The following is a 21,557-nucleotide window of genomic DNA, read 5'->3' on the forward strand; positions in this document are numbered from 1 at the left end:
TCAAATCAACCCAGCTGGTTACTCATTCGCGACTGCTAACGCCACCAACCCGAAACACAACACCTCTAATCCATATGAAACACCATCTCCGCCATCGCCCAATGCTCCCCATCCGCTCGACTGGCTAAAGGCACCTGGCACGGCGCGCACAAGGCCCACCAGCGCCGCGTCACTTCCTGATCCGCAATCGACTGCATATCCGCAGCAAAATCCGTCCCGTGGTATTCCCAATAACCAAACAGCAAATTCTCCGGCTCGCGCAAAAAGATGCTGTAGTTCTTCACATTGGCGGCTGTTAGTCCGGCGATGATTTCGGGCCAGACTTCAGCGTGCAGCTGTTTGTATTCGGCAATCTTGTCCGGCTTGATGCCAATCACCATTCCCATGCGTTGCATTGGTTTGTTCCTCAAGCTGGCCGCTAACCCTTCACCCCGCCAAACGTCAGCCCGGCGATCAGATGCTTTTGCACGATAAAGGTCAGGATCAACGCGGGGATGATGATGACCACCGCCAGCGCGCACATGCCCGCCCAGTTGATGGTGAATTGCGAGGTGAAGTCCATCAGCCCCACCGGCAAGGTTTTGGTGTCGGTGGTGCGTGTCAGTTGCGAGGCCAGCGCGAATTCGTTCCAGGAGGTGAGAAAGGCAAAGATGGCAGCGGAGGCGATGCCGGATTTGGCCATGGGGAACTCCACCTGCCAGAACGCTTGCCAGCGGGTGCAACCGTCAATCTCGGCGGCTTCGGCCAGTTCGCGCGGAATCTGGCGGAAGAAGCCATCAATCAGCCAAACCGAGAACGGTACGTTCATGGCCACGTACACCAGAATCGTACCGACTTTGGTGTCGATCAGCCCCAGCCAGGACCAGATGATGAACACGGGCAATGACAACGCAATGCCCGGCACGGCACGGCTGAGCATCAGGCCGACAAACAGGTATTTCTTGTAGCGGAATTTGTAGCGGGCAAAGGCGTAACCACCGGCCAGCCCGATCATGATGGCGATGACAGTGCTGGTCACCGAGATAATCACCGAGTTCATGAAATACGCTTTGACCGGGATTTCCGTTACATCGCCCAGGCCGAAGATATTGCGAAAGTTATCCAGCGTGTAGCTCGATGCCAGAAACAAACTGTCCCGCGCCAGAATTGCGCCGTTGGTGCGAAAGGCGTTCAGCATCACCCACAGCCCAGGCAGCAGGATCATGCACATGGCGATGAACACGCCGATCCGCACGCTCCAGCGCAACGCCAAAGCAGCGGGGAACCAGGGTTCGGGCAGATCGCCTTCATCTTGCAAAGGCGCAAACTGGCCAGCTGGTGATGCTGTTTTCAGGCTACGGCCAAGTGGATGCTGGTTTTCCATGGTGTGCGCAATTTGGGTCATTTCAGGCATCCACTTCGTTCAGGTACTGCCGCGAGGCGTTGAGCTTGCGGAAAAAATGCACGGTAAACAGGATCGATAACAGCACTGCCACGTAGGACATCGCATTGGCGTAACCCATGCGCGCATCTTCATAACCGGCGCGGGCGGAGAGGGTCCAGATCAACTCGGTACGCCCGGCCGGGCCGCCATTGGTCATGATCTTGACGATATCAAACGCGCGCCCGACATCTAGCGAGCGGATGGTCATGGCGATATACACAAATGGCATCAGAAACGGCAGGGTCACGTGGCGGAAGGCCTGGATGGGCGTGCAGCCATCCACGCGGGCGGCTTCGAGCGGGTCTTGCGGCATCGCCATCAAACCGGCCAGCAGCAAAATCGCAAACACGGCCGTGGAGTTCCAGATTTCTGCCACCGCCAGCGAGAAAAATGCCAGCTTGGCATCGACCAGCCAGCCAATGGCCTGCGTGATGCCGAACCAATCCTGCAGAATGTGATTCACGATGCCGATGTTGTCGTTGAACATGAACTTGAATTGAAAGCCCACCAGGATCGGCGAGAACATCATCGGAAACATCATGATGGTGCGCAGCAAACGCTGCCCGCGCGTGACCTGGTTGATGAGCAACGCCAAGCCCAGCCCGAACAGCATTTCCAGATTCAGCACCACCGTCAGAAACAATACCGTGCGCCCGAATGCCCACCAGAAATCAACGGATTCAAACAGACGGATGTAGTTCTTGAACCAGATGAAGTTCCAGATGGTTTCCGGGCGCACCAGGCGGTAGGCGGTGAAACTGGTATAGAGCGAGAACACCAGTGGCAGGGCGACCACCAAGCCGATCACCAGGAACGAGGGGATCAGCAAGCGCGCTTCAGGAGGTAGTTTTCGCAATGACATCATCGAGTGGCTCGTTTTCTGGCGATATGTAGGGTTTGCAGGCTTTGCCTGCGAACGCGTTCAAAGGTTGTTTCCGTTTCAACTTCAACTTCAACTTCAACTTCTACTTCAAAAGCTTGAGTGCCTTCAGCACGGGTTTTAAAGGCGTTTGATACCCGGCGGTGGCCGGGGGCACGTGACTTTCTTTTGCTTCGCCAAAAGAAAGTAACCAAAGAAAAGGCGACCCCGCTGCCGCAAGGGGGCCCGAAGTCAAAAACCAAAACAAACCGTCTGTTGGCCTGTGTTCTTTGCGTGCATCCGGCGTTCTCTGGTCGATCGGTATGTTCAATTCCGTAGCCCGGATGGAGCGTTAGCGGGAATCCGGGAATCGATGCTTGCCAAAATCAAGGCACGCGGTCTGTCGATGCATTGCAACCCCGGATTCCAGCGAAGTTTATGCCGAGAATCGGCCTCCATCCGGGCTACAACATCGGGATTGGTAAGGCGTGAGGTATTTATTCCTCGCACCTCACCTTTCACCACTCACTCAATCACTTGTAATACCCGGCGTCATCCATCAACGCTTCAACCTTCTTGGCTGCATCGTCCAGCGCCTGCTTGCTGGTCTTGTCGCCCACAATCGCTTTCTGCAATTCAGGCCAGATCACGTTAGAGGCTTCGATCCATTCCGGGATCAGCGGCGGAGTGAACGAGTCTTCACGCATGCCGGCCGAGAACGTGTTGAACACATCCAGCAGATAGGTTTCGTTCTTGGCTTTGAACTCGGCTGCAGCGGCTTGCTGCGCGTCCAGTCGGGTTGGCATCAAGCCGCGGCGGGCTTCGAGCATCTGGGCGTCAAGGCTGGTCAGGAACATCAGGAAGTCCGCAGCCACTTTCGGGTTGTCGCAAGAATTGGTCAGAGAGAACGAATGCGAGCCAGACCAGCCGGTGCGTTTGCCGCTGCTGCCTTTAGGTGCGCGAACGATGCCGACGTCGCCAGCAATCTTGCTGCTCTTGGGGTCGTTAAAGAAGCTGGCCCAGCCGCCCCAGTCCAGATCCAGCGCGACGGTGCCGCTGGCAAAACCGTTGCCCAGGTCGTCCCATACATAGTTGGGTGAACCCTTTGGTACGGCGCCGGATTTATACATGTCGACAAACCAGTTCAGCGATTTCACGCCAGCCGGGCTGTTGAAAGTGGGCTTCATGTTTTTGTCGAACAACTGGCCACCATTGGCCACCAGCATTTCGTAGAAACGCCCGGTAATGGCTTCGTCTTTACCGGCAAACTGGGTGCCGTAAAACGCTGGCGGTTTGGCAAAGAATTTGGCCTGTTGAGCCACTTCGTCCCAGGTTTGCGGCGGGGCGAGGTCTTTGCCGAACTTGGCCTTGTAAGCGGCTTTGTTGGCCGGATCGTCATAGGCTTTCTTGTTGTAATACAGCTCGCTGATATCCGAATGGCGCGGAATCTCCAGCAGCTTGCCCTTGATGGTGGATTGCTGGATCACCCGTGGCGAGAATTTGGCGATGAAGTCCGGTGGCACCAGGCCTTTCAGATCGCGCGTGATGCTGGTGTATTGCGCGGCAAAGTTGGTGTGGCTGGAATACAAACAGTAATCGATCTTGCCCGAGGCAATATCCTGTTTGAGTTCGCGATCCAGTTCAAAGTGGCTTTTGCTGGAAAGAATCTGCACCTTGGCGCCGGTTTTCTTTTCCCATTCCGGAATCAGGGTGTATAGCGGTTCGTATTGCTCGCCGCCAATCAGTTTGACGCGCAATGTGTAGCCATCGTACGGGCCAGCTTGCGCCGGTAAAGCAAATGCCAGTGCCACCAGCGAAACAAGGGTCAGCGACGGCATGAAACGATAGTTCTTCATCTTGGCCTCCAGAGTCGTTATCACGGAGCTGTGTGTTGACGTTCCGTTTGTGTCATTGCAGGAATATCCAACCGGTAAAAGGCGATGGCGTTCTCGCCGAGAATGGCTGCTTGCTCTGAGGGCGTCAGGTGCGCGAGCAGCTCATCCGTGGTGCTGCACCAGCTGGCGTAATCGCCCGCCAGCCGCAACACCGGCCAATCGCTGCCCCAGATCAGCCTGGAAGGGCCAAACGTGGACAGCAGATGCTTCACATAAGGTTGCAGTGTTTCGGTATGCCATTCGGGCGCGGCTTCGGTGGCCAGCCCGGACAACTTGCAGTGCACATTGGGCAGATCGGCCAGCCCGGCGATCAGATCGGCCCAAGGTTGAAACTGCCCGTCGCGGATTTGCGGTTTGGCCGCGTGATCCACCACCACGCGCAGCTGTGGGTAGTGGCGAGCCAGCGTGAGAATGTGCGGGATGTGGCGCGGCAAAATCAGCGCATCAAACGCCAGGTTGTGCTTGATCATGGCGCGGATGGCCGGTTCCAGCTTGGGCTGCAGAATCCAGGTGTCATCTGACATGCTTTGCAGCATCGGCCGTACACCTTTGAATTTCGGCTGCATTGCCCATTTAGCGATGCGGATGGGCGCATCGCGTTCGGCCAGATCCATCCAGCCGACCACGCCTTTAACAAAGTCATAGCGCTGGGCCAGGTCGGTCAGATACAGGTTTTCGATGACCGAAGCGCGGGTCTGGATCAGCACGGTGCCGTCGATATGGTTGGCCGCCAGCAGTGGTTGCAGGTCAATCGGGCGGAAGGTGCGATAGATCGCGCCCAAATCTGGCGTGGGCCAGTCGTAGCCCGGTAAAGACAAGTCCCAAAAGTGCTGGTGGGCATCGATCCGCATGGCGTTACGCTCCCCCTGGCACTGGCGCAGCGGCGGCGATCAAACCACTTGCTTTGAGTACGGTCCAGAATTCGCCAGGAATGGCTTGTTCAAACCAGGCACAGTTCTGCTGCAATTGCGCCAGGGTTTTGCCGCCGGGAATACAAGTCGCCACCGCTGGGTGGGCCAGCGGAAACTGCAGCGCGGCAGCGGGCAGCGGCACGGCATATTCATCGCACACGCTTTGCAGCGCATCGACGCGAGCGAGTACAGCTGCAGGCGCATCGGTGTAGTTGTATTTGCGGTTGCCGGTGAGCACGCCCGAGTTGAATGGCCCACCGAGGATGATCCCCACGCCGCGCGCCACACAGTCATCCAGAAACGGCGACAGCGTTTGTTGTTCGAGCAAGGTGTAACGGCCCGCCAGCAGGCAGCAATCCAGATCAAATACCTGCATCACGTCGTGCACCACTTGCCACTCGTTCACGCCCAGCCCGACTGCGGCAATCTGACCGCCGCTGCGCAATTCATCCAGCGCCTGCAAACCCCCACCGGCAGTCAGTTGCGCGAAGTAATGATCGTGCTGGTCACCGTGGGTATCGCGGCCAATGTCGTGCACCAGCAGAATGTCGATGCGATCCATGCCCAGGCGTTGCTGGCTGTCTTCAAACGAGCGCATCACGCCGCTGTAGGAATAATCGTAATGGGGCAAGAACGGCAGCGGATTCACCCAGCCGTTTTCGTCACTCACCGCTTTGCCAGGCTTCAGTAAACGGCCGACTTTGGTTGAGAGCACAAACTGGTCACGCGGGCGCTGGCGCAGCATCTGGCCAAAACGATGTTCGGATTTCGTATAACCGTAGTAGGGCGCTGTATCGAAGTAACGCAAACCGGCATCCCACGCGCCGTTGATGGCGGCGAACGCTTCTTCGTCGCTCACATCACGATACAGCCCTGCCAGCGGCGCACCACCCAAGCCAAGGGCAGTCACCTTCAGGGCGCTACGGCCAAGCGCGCGTTGGTCGGTGATCTTCATTGCGCCACCTCAGCGGTTTGGGTGGTGGTGGCGAGGGTAATGCGCGCTTCACTTTGTCGATCAAACAAATAGATTTTGCCGGGCGCCGCAGTCAGCAGCAGTGCGTCGCCGGGTTGTGCGTTGATCCGCTCATGCAGCGTGGCGCAGATTTCGGTCTCGGCCAGGCGCATGATCAAATGTGTGTCGGCGCCGGTGGGTTCTACCACACGCACCTTGGCGCTCAGGCCCGACTGCACACTCAGGCGTAAATCTTCTGGCCTCAAGCCTAGCCAGACAGTTTGTCCGGTTTCGCCAACTTGCGTGGTGGCGACCTGAATGGTCTGGCCGTCATCCAGATTCACCCAACTGCTCTGGCCGTCGTGGCGCAAAGTGCCGGGCAAGAAATTCATGGCGGGTGAGCCGATAAAACCGGCGACAAACTTGTTGGCCGGGTTGTCGTACAGCTCCAGCGGCGTGCCCACCTGTTCGATCAAGCCATCGTGCAGCACGACAATACGATCAGCCATGGTCATGGCTTCGATCTGGTCGTGAGTCACGTACACAGAAGTGGTTTTCAGTTGCTGATGCAGGGCCTTGATATCAGCGCGCATTTGCACGCGTAATTTGGCGTCCAGATTAGACAGCGGCTCATCGAACAAAAACACCTGCGGATCGCGCACGATGGCGCGGCCCATAGCAACACGTTGACGCTGGCCACCGGACAAAGCGCGAGGGAAGCGCTCCAGCAAGTGCGACAACCCCAGCATCTGCGCGGCGTGGTCCAGCCGACGCTTGATTTCGTCTTCCGGTTGTTTCTTGAGACGCAGCGCGAAGGTCATGTTTTCGCCCACGGTCATATGCGGATAAAGCGCGTAGTTCTGGAACACCATGGCGATATCGCGATCACGCGGCGGCAGTTTGTTGACCACTCGGTTGCCAATGCGAATCTGCCCTTCGGTGATGTCTTCCAGCCCCGCCAACATGCGCAACAGCGTGGACTTGCCGCAGCCCGACGGCCCCACCAGCACCACGAATTCGCCGTCAGCAATGGCCAGATCCACGCCGTGGATGATGTGCGTATCGCCGTAGCTTTTCTTCACTTGCGTAAGGGTTACTGATGCCATTTGCTTCGTGATCCTTGGCTGTAGGGTGCGCATTGATGCGCACCGTGACCGCTGAACGCGTTCGCATGCAGGGCATGCCCCAAAAGGGGTACCACAAGGGCACAAACCGCACGGTTATCTTCTAAATCGTTACGCCGCCATCAACCGACACTGCGGTGCCGGTAACAAAACGTGACTCGTCGCTGGCCAGGTACACCAGCAACGGCGAGATATCGTCCACCGTCGCCAGTCGCCCCATGGGTTGGCGGGCGATGAAGTCTTTCTCGGCCTGCACCGGGTCTGCTGCGCTGGCGATGCGATTGCGCAGCGAAGGCGTATCCACCGTGCCAGGGCAGATGCAATTGCTGCGGATGCCTTGTTTCACAAAATCGGCGGCGACTGCCTTGGTAAAACCAATCACACCCGCTTTGGTCGTGCCGTAGACAAAGCGGTTGGGAAAGCCTTTCAGGCTGGATGCCATCGATGCCATGTTGATAATCGAACCACCGCCGTTCTCCAGCATGGCGGGCAAAAACGCCCGCGTAACCCGGAACATGCTGGTCAGGTTCAAGTTAATGCTGAATTCCCAGTCCGCTTCGCTACACGCCAGAATCGAGCCGTTGTGTACGAAGCCGGCACAGTTGAACAACACGTCAATGGTGCCGATTTCGACTGCGATCTCGCTCACGGCAAGGCTGTTGCAGACATCCAGCACGCGGGTGGTGATGTTGGCGTGGTCCAGTGTGGCCAGCGCATCGGCGTTCAAGTCTGTCGCCCACACCTTGGCGCCTTCAGCGGCGAAAGCCAGCGCTGCGGCCCGGCCCATGCCTTGGCCTGCAGCGGTGATGAAGGCGGTTTTGCCGGTAAGACGGTTGGACATGCTGTTTCATCCTTCAAAAGCTTGTTTTGTTAGTGCCTTACGGCACCCATGAAAAGCGTTTGATACCCGGCGGTGGCCGGGAACACGTTACTTTTTCTTGCTTCGCCAAGAAAAAGTAACCAAAAAGAAGGCGACCCCGCTGCAACCCACTCCCCGTTAACTTCGCATCATTGGGGGGGTACCCCCAAGGGGCACCCCGCTGCCGCAAGGGGCCCAGATCAAAAGCCGAAACGAACCGTTTGTTTGCCGGGCACCTTTACGCGCATCCTGCGTTCCCTCGGTCGGCCGGAGCCTAAGGTCTCCGGCTCTCGGTCGGCGTGTTCAGTTGCTTTGTTTGTCCACCAAAAAACATCGGGCCGTAGGCTGGATTCGGCGTAGCCAATCCACCATTTGCAAACCCAGACCCGTCTATTCGTAGCCCCGTAGCCCGGATGAAGGCCTATGCTCGGCATAAACGCTAGCGAGAATCCGGGATTGCAATGCATCAACCGGCCAATGGTCTTCGCTTTGGCCGACCATGCTCCCGGATTCCCACTTCGTTCCATCCGGGCTACACGATCACACCCGCCGGATCGGTAAACATGACGGCCCGATTGGCTCAAAACTTTTGTAGGTCAGAATGAATTCCTGATGGCCCAGCGATTCGGACTTGCTGGCTTCGCCGTTAGCCACCCGGCCTACCAGATCAACAATCTCGCCACCCAGTTCATCCAGTGTGGCTTCGCCATTGAGCAAGCGCCCGGCGTTGATATCCATGTCTTCTGCCAGCCGCTCGTAGGTCTGCGGATTGGCGCAAATCTTGATCACCGGCGAGACCGCTGAACCCACCACTGAGCCACGGCCCGTGGTGAACAGCGTGATATGCGCGCCGCAGGCGATCAGTTCCACGATCTCGGCGTTGTCGGAGATATTCGGGAAGCCAAAGCGCACTTCGCCATCGGGCACCACATCCAGCAGATACAAGCCGCCGGTAGGTGGTACATCGCCCGGTTTGATCAGGCCAGCGATGGGCGAATCGCCACTCTTGGCATACGCGCCGAGCGATTTTTCTTCTTGCGTGGTCAGGCCGCCGTCGGCATTGCCCGGCGCAAAGCTGCCGTGGCCGAGCGTGGCGTAATATTTGGCGGCTTTGGCAACGGCGTTGACGATTTCGTTGCCCAGTTCCGGCGTGGCGGCGCGGCGCTGCATGTGAAATTCACAGCCGACCAGTTCGCCGGTTTCTTCAAAAATACAGGCCGAGCCATTGGCAATCAGCGTATCGAAAGCGCGCCCGACAGCCGGGTTGGCGGTAATGCCGCTGGTACCGTCCGAGCCACCGCAAATGGTGGCAACCACCAGTTCGTCCCAGGCCATCGGCACCTGGTCTTGCGTGTTGAGTTGATCAAGTGCCCATTGCACCCACTCCACGCCTTGCGCGATGGTGCTGCGGGTGCCGCCTTTTTCCTGAATGGTGAGCGTATGCACCGGGCGATCGCTGGCGGCGATGTGGCTATCCAGCCCGCGCTTGTCAAAGCTCTCGCAACCGAGCGACACCAGCAACACCGCACCGACGTTAGGGTGCGTACCCAACTGGCGCATGATCTTGTCGGCGTAGCCATTGGGATAACAGCCAGGAAAGCCAATCAAATGCACTTCTTGCCCGCGAAAATGTTGGACGATTTCGCTGGCGACAAAGTGCGCGCACTCCACCAGATAGGCCACCGCCACCACATTGCGGATGCCTTTGCGGCCATCGCTGCGCGGCCAGCCTTTGAGCGCAGGCAGGGCGGTTTCAGTGTTGGTGGACATAGCTGTGCCCCTCTTCGAGCGTGTAAGTGGGCAAATAATCGCTGGTCAGATTGTGCGTGTGGATATGTTCACCGCGCGCAATGCCTTGAGTGGCGCTGCCAATGATGGCGCCGTAGCGAAGTATTTTTTCGCCTTGGGCGATGTTATGCCGGGCCAGTTTGTGGCCGATGGCAATTGCATGCGGAATGCGTACGGTGACGCTTTCCACCAATACTGTTTCGCCCGCTGCCAAGGGCGCGCAGACAATCAGACAATTGTCTTGAGGCCCGATCAGCAACAAGCGGCGATCGGTCAGCAAAGTTTCAGAATTTGCCATGTTGCAGATACGCCTCTTGTGGATCGACACCCGCCAGAATGGCCGTTCGCACTTTGTTTTCTTTGCCGATGGCGGTTTCCGCCTCGCGCACGATTTCGTCCGCCAGCGCGCCGGGTAACACAATCGCCCCGTCACGATCCGCGCACAGGTAATCGCCGGTATGCAGCGTGACCTCGCCAATAACGACCGGTTGGCCGAATTGTTCCGGCAGCCAGTAACCAACTACATCGACCGGCGTGGTGTGACGGCACCACACCGGGAATCCCAGCTCCAGAATGAACGCGGTGTCACGGCAACCACCATCGACCAGCGCGCCAGTCAGTCCTTTGTATTGCAGCGTCTCGGCAGATAACTCGCCCATGAACGCCGCGTGATGATCGTTAGGCTGGATCACCAGCACATGGCCACTTGGCGCACGGGATAACAGGTTGGTCCATGCCAGCAGCGTGTCATGCGCCGGGGCCGGGGTAGGCTGACCTTCAACGGTAAACACCGGCCCGGCCAGGCGCGTGGTGGCATCCAGTGGGTGTATCTGCCGCGGCAACACAAAGTTGCGCATCCCGGCGGCACGCATGACGTCATGCAGCACGCCGGTATAACAGGCGGCGAGGCGCTGGCTGAGTGGATCAGGCTGCTGCGTGGTCACTGCGCGGTATCTCCGGTTGTTGCACCAGCTGCTGGAAGTTGCGGTCGATTTGCCTGTTTGCAGTAAATCAACTACACCCGTTGTATACTTGGCTCGAAGGTCTATTGGTCTGACCATTGAACCAAAGATTAGGTAGCATGGTGGGCGGATGTCAAGCGTTTTGTGGCGATTTTTTAATGACTACAAAATGCTGCATCGCAATGATTTGACAACAAAAAACAGCAAACCCAAGCGAGTGGAATATGGCGCATCGCCTGCCGCAGATTGAATCCAGAAGACTGTATCGCCAGATCGCCGAATTGATCGGACGCCATATTGATAGCGGCCAGTTTCCGCCGGGCAGCCTGCTGCCAGCCGAGCGTGAACTGGCGCAACAACTGGGCGTGAGCCGGGCCTCGGTGCGTGAAGCGCTGATCGCGCTGGAGGTAGAAGGGCGTGTCACCGTCAAGGTGGGAAACGGCGTGACCGTGCTGGAGAAAACGGTTCAGACTGGGGCCTCGGCGGAGAACAACAAAGCGCTGGAAGCGGTGCAACAAAACGGCTGGCCAGATGTGGGTCCGCTGGAGTTGCTGGAGGCCCGTATCCTGGTGGAATCTGAATCCGCCGCGCTCGCTGCCAAGCGCGCCACCCAATCGGATATCAATTTGCTGGAGCAATATCTGGTGGAACTGGCGGACGAACATCGCCGTTTGCACCACATTCAGCCTGCCGATCGTCGGTTTCATATGAAGATTGCCGAGATGAGCGGCAACCAGGCGCTGGTGCATCTCACCGAGCAATTGTGGGATCAGCGCGGCAGCCCGGTATTTGCCCGGTTTGAAGATCACTTTGTGACGCACCGGCTGTTTGAAGACACCAGCCAGGATCACCGGCGGATTCTAGATGCCATTATCAGCCGCGACAGCACGGCAGCGCGCTCGGCCATGCGGCGGCATTTGAGTGATGTGCGCAAAGCTTTTTTGCGCGGATTATCGGGCAGCAAGACTGAAGAACAAGCTTAGTCCGGATGGATGAACTGGCGCATCAGCGCCGGGACTGCTGAACAGATGCAGCGCCGTTTTACTCGCGCTATGCTGCGGCTTCTTGTCGATTTTCTGGTCGCCCGACCCGTCACGCTGATGTCCGCTTTGCCTGCTACTACCTCGCAACCGATTTACGTCGTCACTCTCGCGGTGATTCGCCACCAGCAATTGCTGTGTGTGCGCAAACGCGGCACCACGCGCTTCATGTTGCCCGGCGGCAAGCCGGAAAGCGGTGAAACCGCCGTTGCCTGCGTCAGCCGTGAAGTGCAGGAAGAACTGGGTTGTTTGGTGCTCACCGATACCTTGCACTACGTGGGCGAGTTTGCCAGTGCTGCCGCCAATGAGTCGGGGCGCCTGGTGCAGGCGCAGGTTTACAACGGGGAAATCGTCGGTGATATTCAGTTGGCGGCAGAAATTGAAGAATATCGCTGGTTGCCACTTAATGGGCCTTGGCCGGTGCCCATGGCGCCATTGCTGCAAGAGCAGGTACTGCTGGCGCTGCAGCAAGTTTGAAGCAACTGTTGGCCGGTCTTTGAATCAAGTGTGATGAGCGGGCCTGGTGAACCGGTGTGGTGGCAATTGTCCGCAGACAGCCTGGTTGGCCACCTGACAAACTCACTGCTTTGTCATTGGCGATGAGCGAGAGCAGATCATGCAGGTTCTTTTGATTGGCACCAATCACATGCAGCAGGCCGACAGCTTGATGTTCCGTCAACTGTGTGGCGTGCTGCAACAGCTCCAGCCAGATCATCTGTTGCTCGAAATGCGCCAGGAAGACATCCAGCAAGATTCCGCAATGCTGGCGCCGTTTTACGGGCCGGAAATGATCCTGCTGGCGCAACAGTTCCGCAATATCGCTCACGGTTTCGACTGGTTAGGCGATGCCATTGTTGGCAAAGCGATTCCGCCTGGCCACATGGATGAACAACAGGCGTTGTCGGCGGATTTGGGCGGCGATGATCTCGCTCCCGCCGGGCGCGAGTTTTACAGCGCTTTCAATGCTGAGCTGGAACCGTTTCTGCGCGATGATGATTTGTTCATCATGAATCAGCCCAATGCGGTGGCCGTGGCGGGACGGTGGATCAATTTCTACAATTGGTGCACCGGTCGCTTTGCCCCGCTGGCGGCTTTCTATCGCAAACGCGTACTGCAGATCGATGCCAATATCGCTGATTTTGTCCAGGCCAAAGTGCACCAGCCGGGCAGCATTTGCGTGGTGATTGGCTTGTCGCATTTGCCGCGGGTCAAGGCCGCTTTGCAGCAACGCTTGCCTGGCGTGCAGACGCGTTTACTGGGTGAGGTTGCCCCGCCATCCGCAGTGCTCTGAGTCGTTTGCGACCGTAGCGTTAATCAGGACAAAACAGCATGAAAGCCCTGGTGTTTGAACAATTTGGTGGCCCGGAGGTTTTGCAGTACCGGGAGATTGCCGATCCGGTAGCACAAGACGATGAAGTGATCGTGCAGATGAAAGCCATCGGCCTGAATTTTGCAGATATCTATCGCCGTAAAGGCAATTACCATCTCGCTGGCCAGCCGCCTTATATCCTGGGTTATGAAGGCGCCGGTGTGGTGGTTGCTCGCGGCAAAAACGTGCAAGGGCTGCAGATTGGCCAGCGCATTGGCTTTGCCGATGTGCCACATGCCAACGCCGAATTGGTGGCGGTGCCGCAAGACAAGGCGATTCCTTTACCCGAAGGCACCGGCTTTGAACTGGCGGCGTCTGTGCTGTTGCAAGGGCTGACTGCGCAGTATCTGGTGAGCGACGGCTATCCGGTAAAACCAGGCGACGTGGCGCTGGTTCATGCGGCAGCGGGTGGCGTGGGGCAATTGCTGACGCAAATGATTATTGCCTTGGGCGGTTCGGTGATCGGCCTGACTTCATCGCCCGACAAAGCCGCCGTGGTGCAGGCGCTGGGTGCCAGCAATGTCTTGCTTTATAAGGATGACTGGCCGCAGCAAGTGCTGGCACTGTGCGGCGGCGTAAACGTGGCTTATGAGTCGGTCGGGTCGACGCTGATGCAAAGCTTTGCCGCCACCCGTAAACGCGGCACTGTGGTGTTCTTTGGCATGGCTGGTGCAGACCCCGCGCCGATTGATCCGCGCATGTTGATGGATACTTCGCAGACCCTCACCGGCGGAGATTTGTGGAACGTGCTGACCAGTTACACCGAACGCACACAACGCGCCGCCCGGCTGTTTGAGTGGATTGGCAGTGGCAAGATCAAGGTAAGTCCGCCCGCAGTAGTTGCGCTGCAAGATGGCGCTGCTGCACATCAACTGCTGGAAAGCCGTAAAAGCACTGGCAAGATACTGCTTATTCCTTAAGCGGGCGGGGCGGATTGTTGTTGCGATTCGCCCTCACAACAGTGCTTTCACCCGCTGGCAAGTCTCGCCAATTCCCGCTTGAACAATCACATCAAAAAACCGGTCCAGTCGCGTGTCGCTCAGGTTGATCAAGCCGCAGGGCACGCCCGCGCGGGCGGCCTCAACCGGAATCAGATTGACCGGGCCAACCTCCAGCGAAGAACCCATGACCAGCAGTAAATCGGCGTTAACGGCCAGATCAAACGCCGGGTCGATCAATGGTACCGCTTCGCCGTAAAGCACCACATCCGGCTTGAGCGCGGCATTGCATTCGCGGCAAAGCGGTAGCGGATTTGCCTGCACATAAGCCAGATCGTGCGTGGTCTGGCAGTTCAGGCAGGTGGCGCCCATCAAGGTGCCGTGCATTTCAAGTACTTCGCGGCTGCCGGCTTTGTGATGCAGGCCGTCGATATTCTGGGTCAGCACGCTGATCCGTTTGCCTTGTTCTTCCAGCCACGCCAGAAACTCATGCCCGGCGTTAGGCGAATATTGGCCAGCCAGTTTCAGCTTAAAAATCTCGCGAAATGCATCCCAGAACCCGGCAGGGTCAGCGTAGAAGTAATCGATCGACACCACGTCGGCAAAGCTGCGGTTCTGTGTGAACAAACCGTTGGCCGAGCGAAAATCCGGAATGCCCGACTCGGTACTCATTCCCGCCCCGGACAGCACGGCAATATGGTTGGCGTTGGCGATCAACGTGGCAAGGCGGGAGAGGTTGTCCATGGCAGTCAACAGGCGTGGGCTAAAGTGGCAGTTTAGCCAAAGCGGGCGATATGGTGTGGGGCAATCCGGCGGCTTGACTGGCAGTTTAAAACGCTGCGCTAAGGCCGGCCCCCAATTGGTTTGCAGGTATGCCTCATGTGATGCTGCGGGCAGCCCGGCTCGTTCAGCCTTGTTCAACCTCAACCCGGAATACCCATGGCCCGTTCTCCCGCACTGCTGCAGATGTGGCAACGCTGTTCCAGACTGCCTGCGGGCAACTGGCTGTTTTCATGGCTGGTGTGCCTGAAAGCACCGTACTTTGGTTCGATCTCGCCGCGTTTTGATGTACTGGAGCCGGGCAAAGCCCAGGTTTCGATCAAGAAACGGCGCAAAGTGCAAAATCATATCGGCACGGTTCATGCCATCGCCATGTGCAATATGGCCGAGTTGGCAGCTGGTACGATGACCGACGTCACCATCCCGGCCACGCACCGCTGGATTCCCAAGGGCATGACTGTTGAGTACCTCAAGAAGGCCGAAACCCATCTGCGCGCCGTTGCTACGGTCACCGCGCCTGCCGATTGGGGCACAGGGATGGACTTGCCGGTGAAGGTGGAAGTGCTGGATAGCAATGAGCAACTGGTACTGCTGGCGACGGTGACCATGTGGGTATCGGCAAAAAAGAGCTGAACCAAACGGGAATGTGACTGCGCGGAACCGGGCCGCCTCGCGTTAAAATGGCGTTTTGCGACCAGCCTTGCACCATGACCGAATCTACCCAAACCCCTGAAGCCATCCTTGCAGCAACGCAACGCTGGCTCACCCGCGCCATCATCGGTCTGAACCTGTGCCCGTTTGCCAAGAGCGTGCATGTGAAGCAGCAGATTCGTTACGTGATTAGCGATGCCACTGATGCCGAAGGCGTCGAAGCAGCCCTGGAGCTGGCTTTGCTGGAGCTGAACGATAGCGATCCGGCGGACGTAGATACCACCTTGCTGATCCTGCCCGCCGCGTTTGCCGATTTTCTGGATTACAACGATTTTCTGCACCAGGCCGACCGTTTGCTCAAGCTGATGGGCTTTCAGGGCAAGTACCAGATCGCCAGCTTTCACCCGCAGTATCAGTTTGCGGGCACCGAAGCAGATGACATCGAGAACTACACCAACCGCGCGCCGTATCCGACTTTGCATTTGATCCGCGAAGCCAGCATCGAACGCGCCGTGGCGGCTTTTCCCGATGCATCGGTCATTTACGAGCGTAACCAGGAAACCATGCGCCGGATCGGGCTGGATGGCTGGCGCAAGTTGATGAGTGCCGACGAGCCGGATTGAGCGTGACCTGAGTACCACCAACCGTAACCCCCGATGAAGTGAAACGAAAATCCGGGGGTGCAATGCAGAAACACAGCGCAGGCCCTGGATTTTGGCTGTGGAGGCCGCCCTGAGGCGCCCGCCGTATCCGGGTGTGGCGGGCGCAAAGTGCAGATGCTTTGGTGCTGTTGCCTGGATGCCTACTTGTCTTTCAAATAAAGCCGGTCATCAAACGTAGCGACCCATTGCGGGAAATAAACCACCAGCAAGGTCATGACGATGCCGCTGGTAAAGGCTTCCGGCCAGCCCATCAACAGGTAGTAGGGTAGTTGTTCGTCAACCAGAAAACCCAGGTCATACACACCGCTGGCCGCCAGCAGGCCGCAGGTGAGCAGCCCCACGCACCACATCGACAAAGCGCCCGCCGCAAAGCTGTTGACGAAGATATAGGTGAAGTAGTTGATGGGCATTTTCTTTTGGGCAAACCGCAGCAATTGCCAGGTGAGCGTGGTGGGAACAGCCGCCACAATCAGCCACGACAAACCCATGCTGGCCCAATCGCCATGCCCATCGTAGATATCTCCGCCCAACGCCACCGCCAAGCCCAGCCGCGCCCGATCCGGTCCAGCGATCAACGTTAACGCGGTGGCGCCGATCAAATGAAACGCCAGTCCGGGCTGGATATTGGCTTTCATTTGCCAGGCAATCAGCACGGCCACCGTGCCGCCAAACCAGCAGGTCAGTTCTGACTGCGGCAACTTGAGCCACGGCACTTGCCACGCCGAGCGGGCCAGCAAGCAGGCGCACAGCAGCCATGCCGTAATCAGCCAGGAATCGGGAAAATGCGCGGCGACCAGGTTCATGGCATCAGGCCAGGTGAATGCGCCACTGTTTGTCCACGATGTCTGCCAGTTGCGTCAGACGGCCATGGAAAAAATGCCCGACACCTGGCACCACAATAATCGGCAATTGTTGCGGACGCGCCCAATCGAACACACCAGCTAATGCCACCACTTCGTCCTCCTCGCCGTGGATAACGATGGTGTCGGCGGGCACGTTGGGAAAAGCCTGACGAGTTACCGATGGGCCGATCAAAATCATGCCTTCAATTTCGTCATCACCCAGGCGCTGGCGAAACTGCGATTGCACATAGGTACCAAACGAGAACCCGCTCAGCAGCACTTTGGGCAGGTATGGATATTCGCTGCGGGCATGCGTCAGCACCGCCGCCATATCGTTGGGTTCTTCCACTCCGCGGGTATGTTCCCCTTCAGAGTTGCCCACGCCGCGCAAATTGGGGCAGTACGCCACGTATCCCAGTCGCGACAAGGTTTTGGCTACCGTCGTCACAATCTTGTTGGTGAACGTGCCGCCTTCCAGCGGGTTGGGATGCGCCACCAGCGCAATGCCTCGTGTTTCGGGCTGCGCGGATTCCAGGCGCAGACATTCCAGGTTGCCCGCTGGGCCAGTGATGTTGATTTGTTCGAAGGTGGGTGCTTTGCGGGGGATGGTCATGGTGATGGTGGGTTGGGCGGGGAAGGGAGTATTTTAGCGCAGGAGGGGATTATGTAGGGCGGGTGCACGCTGCCGTTGCGGATTGGGGTGAATATCAACCGCCAAAGCCAAAGCGTGAGTGCCTTCGGCACGGTGTGAAAGGCGTTTGATACCCGGGGTGCCCGGGGGCACGTTTCTTTCTTTTGCGTCGCCAAAAGAAAGAAACCAAAGTCCCGCAGAGCGGGATAGCAAAAAGGCGACCCGGGCGCAAGCGCCGACGGGATCCGAAGTCAAAAGCAGAAACGAACCGTCTGTTTGCTTGGGGTCTTTACGCCCATCCTGCGTTCCCTCGGTCGGCCGGAGCCTAAGGTCTCCGGCTCTCGGTCGGCGTGGTAAGCATGGATGATTATTCTGGAAGAAACAGCAATATCAGTTCCCCTCTTTTTCAAAGAGGGGCTAGGGGAGATTGGTTTTTGGGTGGATCAGACAGCAATGGTGAATTCCATATTGCAGCCATCTCCCCCAGCCCCTCTTCCAGAAGAGGGGAGCTAAAAGCAACAGCACTGCAACAGCAACAGCAACAGCAACAGCAACAGCAACAGCAACAGCAACAGCAACAGCAACAGCAACAGCAACAGCAACAGCAACAGCAACAGCAACAGCAACAGCAACAGCAACAGCAACAGCAACAGCAACAGCAACAGCACGAAACCCTTGCAGACCAATCACCTTGTCATTCCAGAGGGAATGACGAAATGGTGGAGGCAAAGGTGCATGAGGAGTTGAATCGCAATCGCTCGCCAACAGACGAAGTGCTCTTCCTCCCCTGTCAGGCGCCAAGCGAAGCGAGATTGACCCGGGGTTTCGGGTGACGCCTGTCCGACGCCCGCTTGCGGGCTAGTTCGTCGACCCGCCGGGGCAATCTTGCGAAAGCGCGGGTATCCAGCCGCAGGCTGGAAGCCGGTTCGGGGTCGCCTTCTTTTTGGTTATTTATCCCGGTTTACCGGGACACTTTCTTGGCGAAGCAAGAAAAAGTAACGTGTCCCCGGTCACCACCGGGTATGTAAATAGCCGTGCCGACGGTACTCAAGCGTTTGGTGCTCGGCTAATAAAAAGCACCGGGGAGATTAACTCCAGAAATCCTCGCCCAACAAACCTAAACCAACCCCATATCCACCGCCCGGACCCCCGGAAAAACCGCATCCAGCTGTTTGCCTGACAATCCATACATATGTCCGAACATCCCACCCAACATGCTCCGGTAATCATTCAACACCGGCCAGTCCCGATTCTGGAACAGCGTCGCAATCGACACCGCACTTTGCTGGCCAGCGATCTGGCCGCCACGAATGCCGCCACCCATTACCCAATACACACTGCCATGGCCGTGGTCGGTGCCTTTGTTGCCGTTTTCACGGAAAGTCCGACCAAACTCCGAGACCACAACCACGACAGTTTTTGACCACGTATCGCCGGTTTCCTGCGCAAATGCCGCAAGACCTTTTCCCAGATTGTTGAGATTGGTTGCCAGTGCACCATTGGCGTTGCCTTGGTTGACGTGCGTATCCCAGCCGCCGACATCCACAAACCCCAGCCGATACTGTTCGCGCATCAGTTTCCCCATCCGGCGGGCCTGATTTTCAAAGGCGGTACTGGACGCGGCGCCGCGGTTGGCGGCGGTCATTTCGTCTTGCAACATTTTGGCCACGTCCTGACGCAGGTTCAGGCCTTCGTGCACCTGTTGGGCGAGCGCAGTGTTGGAGTACATGGCAGCCAGCAGTTTTGATTGCCGCTCATCAAACGGGCTGTGATTGGCGTCTTGCAAAGCCACGTTGGGGATATTGATGCCGCCGCTGCAGCAGATCGGCAGCGTGCCAGTGAAAGAAATCGCCGGTATGCCCTGGATTTGCGCGGCCAGGCGATTGATAAACCCGCTCTGATAATCACGGTGCCCGCTCACCGGCTGGCCCAGTTCGATACTGTCTTGGGTTTCAAAGTGGCTGCGGGTCAGGTCGTCGGTACCGGCAAAGGGCATGAAGGCGATTTCGGAGCGTTGCCATAACGGGTAGAGCGAATCCTTCAGTGCTGGATGCAAACCCCAGTCAGTGGATAGCGGTAACGCCTGAGTTTTGGCAATCGAGATATTCGGGCGCACGCTGTAGTAATCGTCGCTGCTGATCGGCACCAGCAGGCTGGATGCGTCGTAACCACCGCGCAAAAACACCAGCAAAAACCGGGTGTCGGTGTTGCTGGCAGCGGCGAACAGCTTGCCGGACCAGCTTAATGTGGTCGCGCCAGCTGCCAAGGCCATCAGTTGCAATACGCGGCGGCGTTCGGGGGAGAAATCGGCGATGGCGTCAGTCATACATGAACTCCGGCGATGACAGCAGCAACATGTTCCATTCTTGCTGGGAGGCGGCTTGCGTCAGCGCGTTGCGGGTGGTGTCGGAGACGTACGGATCAAACAGCTGGTAATAAAGGCGGTTGTTCAGCATCGGAAAGCCGGTGCCCTTGCTGCCATCGGGTTGGTCGAACAAACCGGCGTTACCGGAGCCGATGGCCCGGGCAATTTCAAAGCGTTTTACCATCTGGCCCGAGCTGGACCATGCCTCGGCGGTGAGCGGATAGCCGTCTGGCGTGAGGCGGCCATATAGCGGCTCGCCCAGATTGTTGAGCCAGTTCACTTCCGGTTTCAGATTGATGATCTGGCGGCCGTCATAAGCCAGCCGCAATGCCGATACCGTATACGCCATCGGGTCTTTGAACTGCTTGCCCAGTGACGCTGTGAATTCGCGGCTTTGCAGCAGTGTTTTGAGGACGGCGGCAATGTCGCCATCCGTGTGTTGCCAGGTTTTGGCCATTTGCTCGACCACGTGTTCGGGCGGCGTTTGCGCCATGAAATAGGTGGCGATCTTGCGGCTGACAAAACGGGCGGTGGCGGGTTGGTTGGCCAGAATGTCGGCAACTTGTACGATCTCGGCAAAGCCTTTGCCGTCGATGGTCTGCCCCAGAAACTGCTTGCTGCCAAAGTCGTGCCGCTGTGGGTTGAATTCAAACACGCCGTTGCGCACCAGATAAGCCGCCAACTCCGGTTTGACCTTGGGCGGTTGCGGATTGAAGTTGACGCCCAGGCCGGTAAACACGCGGGCCAGTTCCTGCACATCTTGCTGGGTATAACCGCTGTTCACGCCCATGGTGTGCAGTTCCATGATCTCGCGGGCGTAGTTCTCGTTGATTTTGCCGACGGCGTTTTGCGCGTTATCCAGATACACCAGCATGGCGGCGTTGGTCATGGTGGCCAGTAACAAATCGCGAAAATGCCCCAATACATGCGGGCGAATGGCCGTTTCTTCGTAATCCGGGATCAGATTACGCAGGTTGTTCTTACCCGCGTAAACACTGAAATGGTTGAGCCAGAACCAGTTCATGCGCTCTTGTAATTGGTCGGGCGAATACAGATCACGCAACAAATGACGCTGCATGGTTTCTTGCAGCAGATCGTTGCCCAAGTCATTGCGGGCTTTTTGCAGCGCCTGTTTTTGCTCGTCTTTGGTAGCGGTTTTGAGTTGGTCGTTGATATAACGCCAGTTGTTTTCCAGCGTCAGTGGCGTTTGCTGGTCGACCCACAATCCAGCAATTTGCTGTTTGACGGGCGCAGGCAGGTCACGGTCACCATGCGGATGCAGTTGATCATCCAGAAAATTCGCGCGGCCCAATTTGCGATACCGCGCCACGGTGGCGCTGTCGGCGCCCCAAGTTACGCGTTGCAGCCAGTTCAGATCGGCTTGCGGCAAGTCTGACGACGAATCGGCCAGCGTGCCCGAGCTGTAGAGCAGGCTGCCCAGCGCCAACGCGCCAGCAAGAAAAGGGCCGGTTCGGAACATGCGTTCGTATCCTTGATCTGCGAGAT

General features: G+C 57.6%; 23 protein-coding genes. 7 read left to right on the plus strand and 16 right to left on the minus strand.

Going from position 1 to position 21,557, the window contains the following annotated elements:
* Positions 1-65: 65 nt before the first annotated feature.
* The 11 genes from N7220_RS17655 to N7220_RS17705 all read right to left on the minus strand — a co-directional run bounded on the left by N7220_RS17655 (position 66) and on the right by N7220_RS17705 (position 10,755).
* The gene (locus tag N7220_RS17655) at positions 66-395 is read right to left on the minus strand and encodes an L-rhamnose mutarotase (protein WP_283148838.1); all 330 of its coding nucleotides are present in this window, start codon (positions 393-395) and stop codon (positions 66-68) included.
* A 23-nt stretch (positions 396-418) separates the two neighbouring features.
* Positions 419-1,384 carry a carbohydrate ABC transporter permease gene (locus N7220_RS17660; protein WP_283148839.1) on the minus strand — a complete coding sequence of 322 codons (966 nt, stop codon included), beginning with the start codon at positions 1,382-1,384 and terminating at the stop codon, positions 419-421.
* A gap of 1 nt (position 1,385) precedes the next feature.
* Positions 1,386-2,288, minus strand: coding sequence for a carbohydrate ABC transporter permease (locus N7220_RS17665; RefSeq protein WP_283148840.1), 903 nt, complete (start codon positions 2,286-2,288; stop codon positions 1,386-1,388).
* Between the two features lie 527 nt (positions 2,289-2,815).
* Positions 2,816-4,138, minus strand: a complete 1,323-nt coding sequence (locus tag N7220_RS17670) for an ABC transporter substrate-binding protein (RefSeq protein ID WP_283148841.1) — start codon at positions 4,136-4,138, stop codon at positions 2,816-2,818.
* A 20-nt stretch (positions 4,139-4,158) separates the two neighbouring features.
* A complete protein-coding gene (locus N7220_RS17675; protein ID WP_283148842.1) occupies positions 4,159-5,028 on the minus strand; it encodes an amidohydrolase family protein in 870 nt (289 codons plus the stop codon).
* 4 nt (positions 5,029-5,032) lie between these two features.
* Positions 5,033-6,043 carry an aldo/keto reductase gene (locus N7220_RS17680; RefSeq protein WP_283148843.1) on the minus strand — a complete coding sequence of 337 codons (1,011 nt, stop codon included), beginning with the start codon at positions 6,041-6,043 and terminating at the stop codon, positions 5,033-5,035.
* Positions 6,040-7,146: an ABC transporter ATP-binding protein gene (locus N7220_RS17685; RefSeq protein WP_283148844.1), complete on the minus strand. Its 1,107-nt coding sequence runs from the start codon at positions 7,144-7,146 to the stop codon at positions 6,040-6,042. The genes N7220_RS17680 and N7220_RS17685 overlap by 4 nt, the downstream gene beginning before the upstream one ends.
* A 121-nt stretch (positions 7,147-7,267) precedes the next feature.
* Positions 7,268-8,005: an SDR family oxidoreductase gene (locus tag N7220_RS17690; protein WP_283148845.1), complete on the minus strand. Its 738-nt coding sequence runs from the start codon at positions 8,003-8,005 to the stop codon at positions 7,268-7,270.
* Positions 8,006-8,563: 558 nt separating this feature from the next.
* A complete protein-coding gene (locus N7220_RS17695; RefSeq protein WP_283148846.1) occupies positions 8,564-9,793 on the minus strand; it encodes a UxaA family hydrolase in 1,230 nt (409 codons plus the stop codon).
* Entirely contained in the window at positions 9,777-10,109 is a 333-nt protein-coding gene (locus N7220_RS17700) for a UxaA family hydrolase (RefSeq protein WP_283148847.1), read from the minus strand. The genes N7220_RS17695 and N7220_RS17700 overlap by 17 nt, the downstream gene beginning before the upstream one ends.
* Positions 10,096-10,755 carry an RraA family protein gene (locus tag N7220_RS17705; protein WP_283148848.1) on the minus strand — a complete coding sequence of 220 codons (660 nt, stop codon included), beginning with the start codon at positions 10,753-10,755 and terminating at the stop codon, positions 10,096-10,098. Before N7220_RS17705 ends, N7220_RS17700 begins: the two co-directional genes overlap by 14 nt.
* Before the next feature lie 242 nt (positions 10,756-10,997).
* On the opposite strand from N7220_RS17705, the gene N7220_RS17710 reads away from it, so the two are divergent.
* The 4 genes from N7220_RS17710 (at position 10,998) to N7220_RS17725 (ending at position 14,102) form a co-directional block, all read left to right on the plus strand.
* Positions 10,998-11,756 (plus strand): FadR/GntR family transcriptional regulator, encoded by a 759-nt coding sequence (locus N7220_RS17710; protein ID WP_283148849.1) that lies wholly within the window; start codon positions 10,998-11,000, stop codon positions 11,754-11,756.
* 9 nt (positions 11,757-11,765) lie between these two features.
* Positions 11,766-12,290 carry an NUDIX hydrolase gene (locus N7220_RS17715; RefSeq protein WP_283148850.1) on the plus strand — a complete coding sequence of 175 codons (525 nt, stop codon included), beginning with the start codon at positions 11,766-11,768 and terminating at the stop codon, positions 12,288-12,290.
* Positions 12,291-12,429: 139 nt separating this feature from the next.
* A complete protein-coding gene (locus N7220_RS17720; protein ID WP_283148851.1) occupies positions 12,430-13,104 on the plus strand; it encodes a hypothetical protein in 675 nt (224 codons plus the stop codon).
* A 38-nt stretch (positions 13,105-13,142) separates the two neighbouring features.
* Positions 13,143-14,102, plus strand: coding sequence for a quinone oxidoreductase family protein (locus tag N7220_RS17725; protein ID WP_283148852.1), 960 nt, complete (start codon positions 13,143-13,145; stop codon positions 14,100-14,102).
* 33 nt (positions 14,103-14,135) lie between these two features.
* Here the strand turns inward: N7220_RS17725 and N7220_RS17730 are convergent, their stop codons facing one another.
* Positions 14,136-14,864 (minus strand): NAD-dependent protein deacylase, encoded by a 729-nt coding sequence (locus N7220_RS17730; protein WP_283148853.1) that lies wholly within the window; start codon positions 14,862-14,864, stop codon positions 14,136-14,138.
* Positions 14,865-15,059: 195 nt separating this feature from the next.
* On the opposite strand from N7220_RS17730, the gene N7220_RS17735 reads away from it, so the two are divergent.
* Both N7220_RS17735 and N7220_RS17740 read left to right on the plus strand, forming a co-directional pair.
* Positions 15,060-15,533 (plus strand): hotdog fold domain-containing protein, encoded by a 474-nt coding sequence (locus N7220_RS17735; RefSeq protein ID WP_283148854.1) that lies wholly within the window; start codon positions 15,060-15,062, stop codon positions 15,531-15,533.
* Between the two features lie 74 nt (positions 15,534-15,607).
* Positions 15,608-16,174, plus strand: coding sequence for a DUF1415 domain-containing protein (locus tag N7220_RS17740; protein WP_283148855.1), 567 nt, complete (start codon positions 15,608-15,610; stop codon positions 16,172-16,174).
* 179 nt (positions 16,175-16,353) lie between these two features.
* On the opposite strand, the gene N7220_RS17745 is transcribed toward N7220_RS17740, so the two are convergent.
* Positions 16,354-17,016 (minus strand): energy-coupling factor ABC transporter permease, encoded by a 663-nt coding sequence (locus N7220_RS17745; RefSeq protein ID WP_283148856.1) that lies wholly within the window; start codon positions 17,014-17,016, stop codon positions 16,354-16,356.
* A 4-nt stretch (positions 17,017-17,020) separates the two neighbouring features.
* Positions 17,021-17,668, minus strand: coding sequence for an alpha/beta hydrolase (locus tag N7220_RS17750; protein WP_283148857.1), 648 nt, complete (start codon positions 17,666-17,668; stop codon positions 17,021-17,023).
* Between the two features lie 377 nt (positions 17,669-18,045).
* On the opposite strand from N7220_RS17750, the gene N7220_RS17755 reads away from it, so the two are divergent.
* On the plus strand, positions 18,046-18,519 hold the full coding sequence (locus N7220_RS17755; protein ID WP_283148858.1) for a hypothetical protein: 474 nt from the start codon (positions 18,046-18,048) through the stop codon (positions 18,517-18,519).
* Positions 18,520-18,803: 284 nt separating this feature from the next.
* Here the strand turns inward: N7220_RS17755 and N7220_RS17760 are convergent, their stop codons facing one another.
* Both N7220_RS17760 and N7220_RS17765 read right to left on the minus strand, forming a co-directional pair.
* Positions 18,804-20,012: a DUF1501 domain-containing protein gene (locus N7220_RS17760; RefSeq protein WP_283148859.1), complete on the minus strand. Its 1,209-nt coding sequence runs from the start codon at positions 20,010-20,012 to the stop codon at positions 18,804-18,806.
* On the minus strand, positions 20,005-21,531 hold the full coding sequence (locus tag N7220_RS17765; protein WP_283148860.1) for a DUF1800 domain-containing protein: 1,527 nt from the start codon (positions 21,529-21,531) through the stop codon (positions 20,005-20,007). Before N7220_RS17765 ends, N7220_RS17760 begins: the two co-directional genes overlap by 8 nt.
* Positions 21,532-21,557: the final 26 nt, after the last annotated feature.

It is taken from the genome of Silvimonas soli, assembly GCF_030035605.1.
In the GTDB taxonomy this organism is placed as follows: Bacteria; Pseudomonadota; Gammaproteobacteria; order Burkholderiales; family Chitinibacteraceae; genus Silvimonas; species Silvimonas soli.

What these genes read in the sequence shown, in the direction of transcription:
- N7220_RS17655 (WP_283148838.1), bottom strand. Translation starts at nt 395, where the DNA reads ATGCAACGCATGGGAATGGTGATTGGCATCAAGCCGGACAAGATTGCC.
- N7220_RS17660 (WP_283148839.1), bottom strand. Translation starts at nt 1,384, where the DNA reads ATGACCCAAATTGCGCACACCATGGAAAACCAGCATCCACTTGGCCGT.
- N7220_RS17665 (WP_283148840.1), bottom strand. Translation starts at nt 2,288, where the DNA reads ATGATGTCATTGCGAAAACTACCTCCTGAAGCGCGCTTGCTGATCCCC.
- N7220_RS17670 (WP_283148841.1), bottom strand. Translation starts at nt 4,138, where the DNA reads ATGAAGAACTATCGTTTCATGCCGTCGCTGACCCTTGTTTCGCTGGTG.
- N7220_RS17675 (WP_283148842.1), bottom strand. Translation starts at nt 5,028, where the DNA reads ATGCGGATCGATGCCCACCAGCACTTTTGGGACTTGTCTTTACCGGGC.
- N7220_RS17680 (WP_283148843.1), bottom strand. Translation starts at nt 6,043, where the DNA reads ATGAAGATCACCGACCAACGCGCGCTTGGCCGTAGCGCCCTGAAGGTG.
- N7220_RS17685 (WP_283148844.1), bottom strand. Translation starts at nt 7,146, where the DNA reads ATGGCATCAGTAACCCTTACGCAAGTGAAGAAAAGCTACGGCGATACG.
- N7220_RS17690 (WP_283148845.1), bottom strand. Translation starts at nt 8,005, where the DNA reads ATGTCCAACCGTCTTACCGGCAAAACCGCCTTCATCACCGCTGCAGGC.
- N7220_RS17695 (WP_283148846.1), bottom strand. Translation starts at nt 9,793, where the DNA reads ATGTCCACCAACACTGAAACCGCCCTGCCTGCGCTCAAAGGCTGGCCG.
- N7220_RS17700 (WP_283148847.1), bottom strand. Translation starts at nt 10,109, where the DNA reads ATGGCAAATTCTGAAACTTTGCTGACCGATCGCCGCTTGTTGCTGATC.
- N7220_RS17710 (WP_283148849.1), top strand. Translation starts at nt 10,998, where the DNA reads ATGGCGCATCGCCTGCCGCAGATTGAATCCAGAAGACTGTATCGCCAG.
- N7220_RS17715 (WP_283148850.1), top strand. Translation starts at nt 11,766, where the DNA reads ATGAACTGGCGCATCAGCGCCGGGACTGCTGAACAGATGCAGCGCCGT.
- N7220_RS17720 (WP_283148851.1), top strand. Translation starts at nt 12,430, where the DNA reads ATGCAGGTTCTTTTGATTGGCACCAATCACATGCAGCAGGCCGACAGC.
- N7220_RS17725 (WP_283148852.1), top strand. Translation starts at nt 13,143, where the DNA reads ATGAAAGCCCTGGTGTTTGAACAATTTGGTGGCCCGGAGGTTTTGCAG.
- N7220_RS17730 (WP_283148853.1), bottom strand. Translation starts at nt 14,864, where the DNA reads ATGGACAACCTCTCCCGCCTTGCCACGTTGATCGCCAACGCCAACCAT.
- N7220_RS17735 (WP_283148854.1), top strand. Translation starts at nt 15,060, where the DNA reads ATGGCCCGTTCTCCCGCACTGCTGCAGATGTGGCAACGCTGTTCCAGA.
- N7220_RS17740 (WP_283148855.1), top strand. Translation starts at nt 15,608, where the DNA reads ATGACCGAATCTACCCAAACCCCTGAAGCCATCCTTGCAGCAACGCAA.
- N7220_RS17745 (WP_283148856.1), bottom strand. Translation starts at nt 17,016, where the DNA reads ATGAACCTGGTCGCCGCGCATTTTCCCGATTCCTGGCTGATTACGGCA.
- N7220_RS17750 (WP_283148857.1), bottom strand. Translation starts at nt 17,668, where the DNA reads ATGACCATCCCCCGCAAAGCACCCACCTTCGAACAAATCAACATCACT.
- N7220_RS17755 (WP_283148858.1), top strand. Translation starts at nt 18,046, where the DNA reads ATGGATGATTATTCTGGAAGAAACAGCAATATCAGTTCCCCTCTTTTT.
- N7220_RS17760 (WP_283148859.1), bottom strand. Translation starts at nt 20,012, where the DNA reads ATGACTGACGCCATCGCCGATTTCTCCCCCGAACGCCGCCGCGTATTG.
- N7220_RS17765 (WP_283148860.1), bottom strand. Translation starts at nt 21,531, where the DNA reads ATGTTCCGAACCGGCCCTTTTCTTGCTGGCGCGTTGGCGCTGGGCAGC.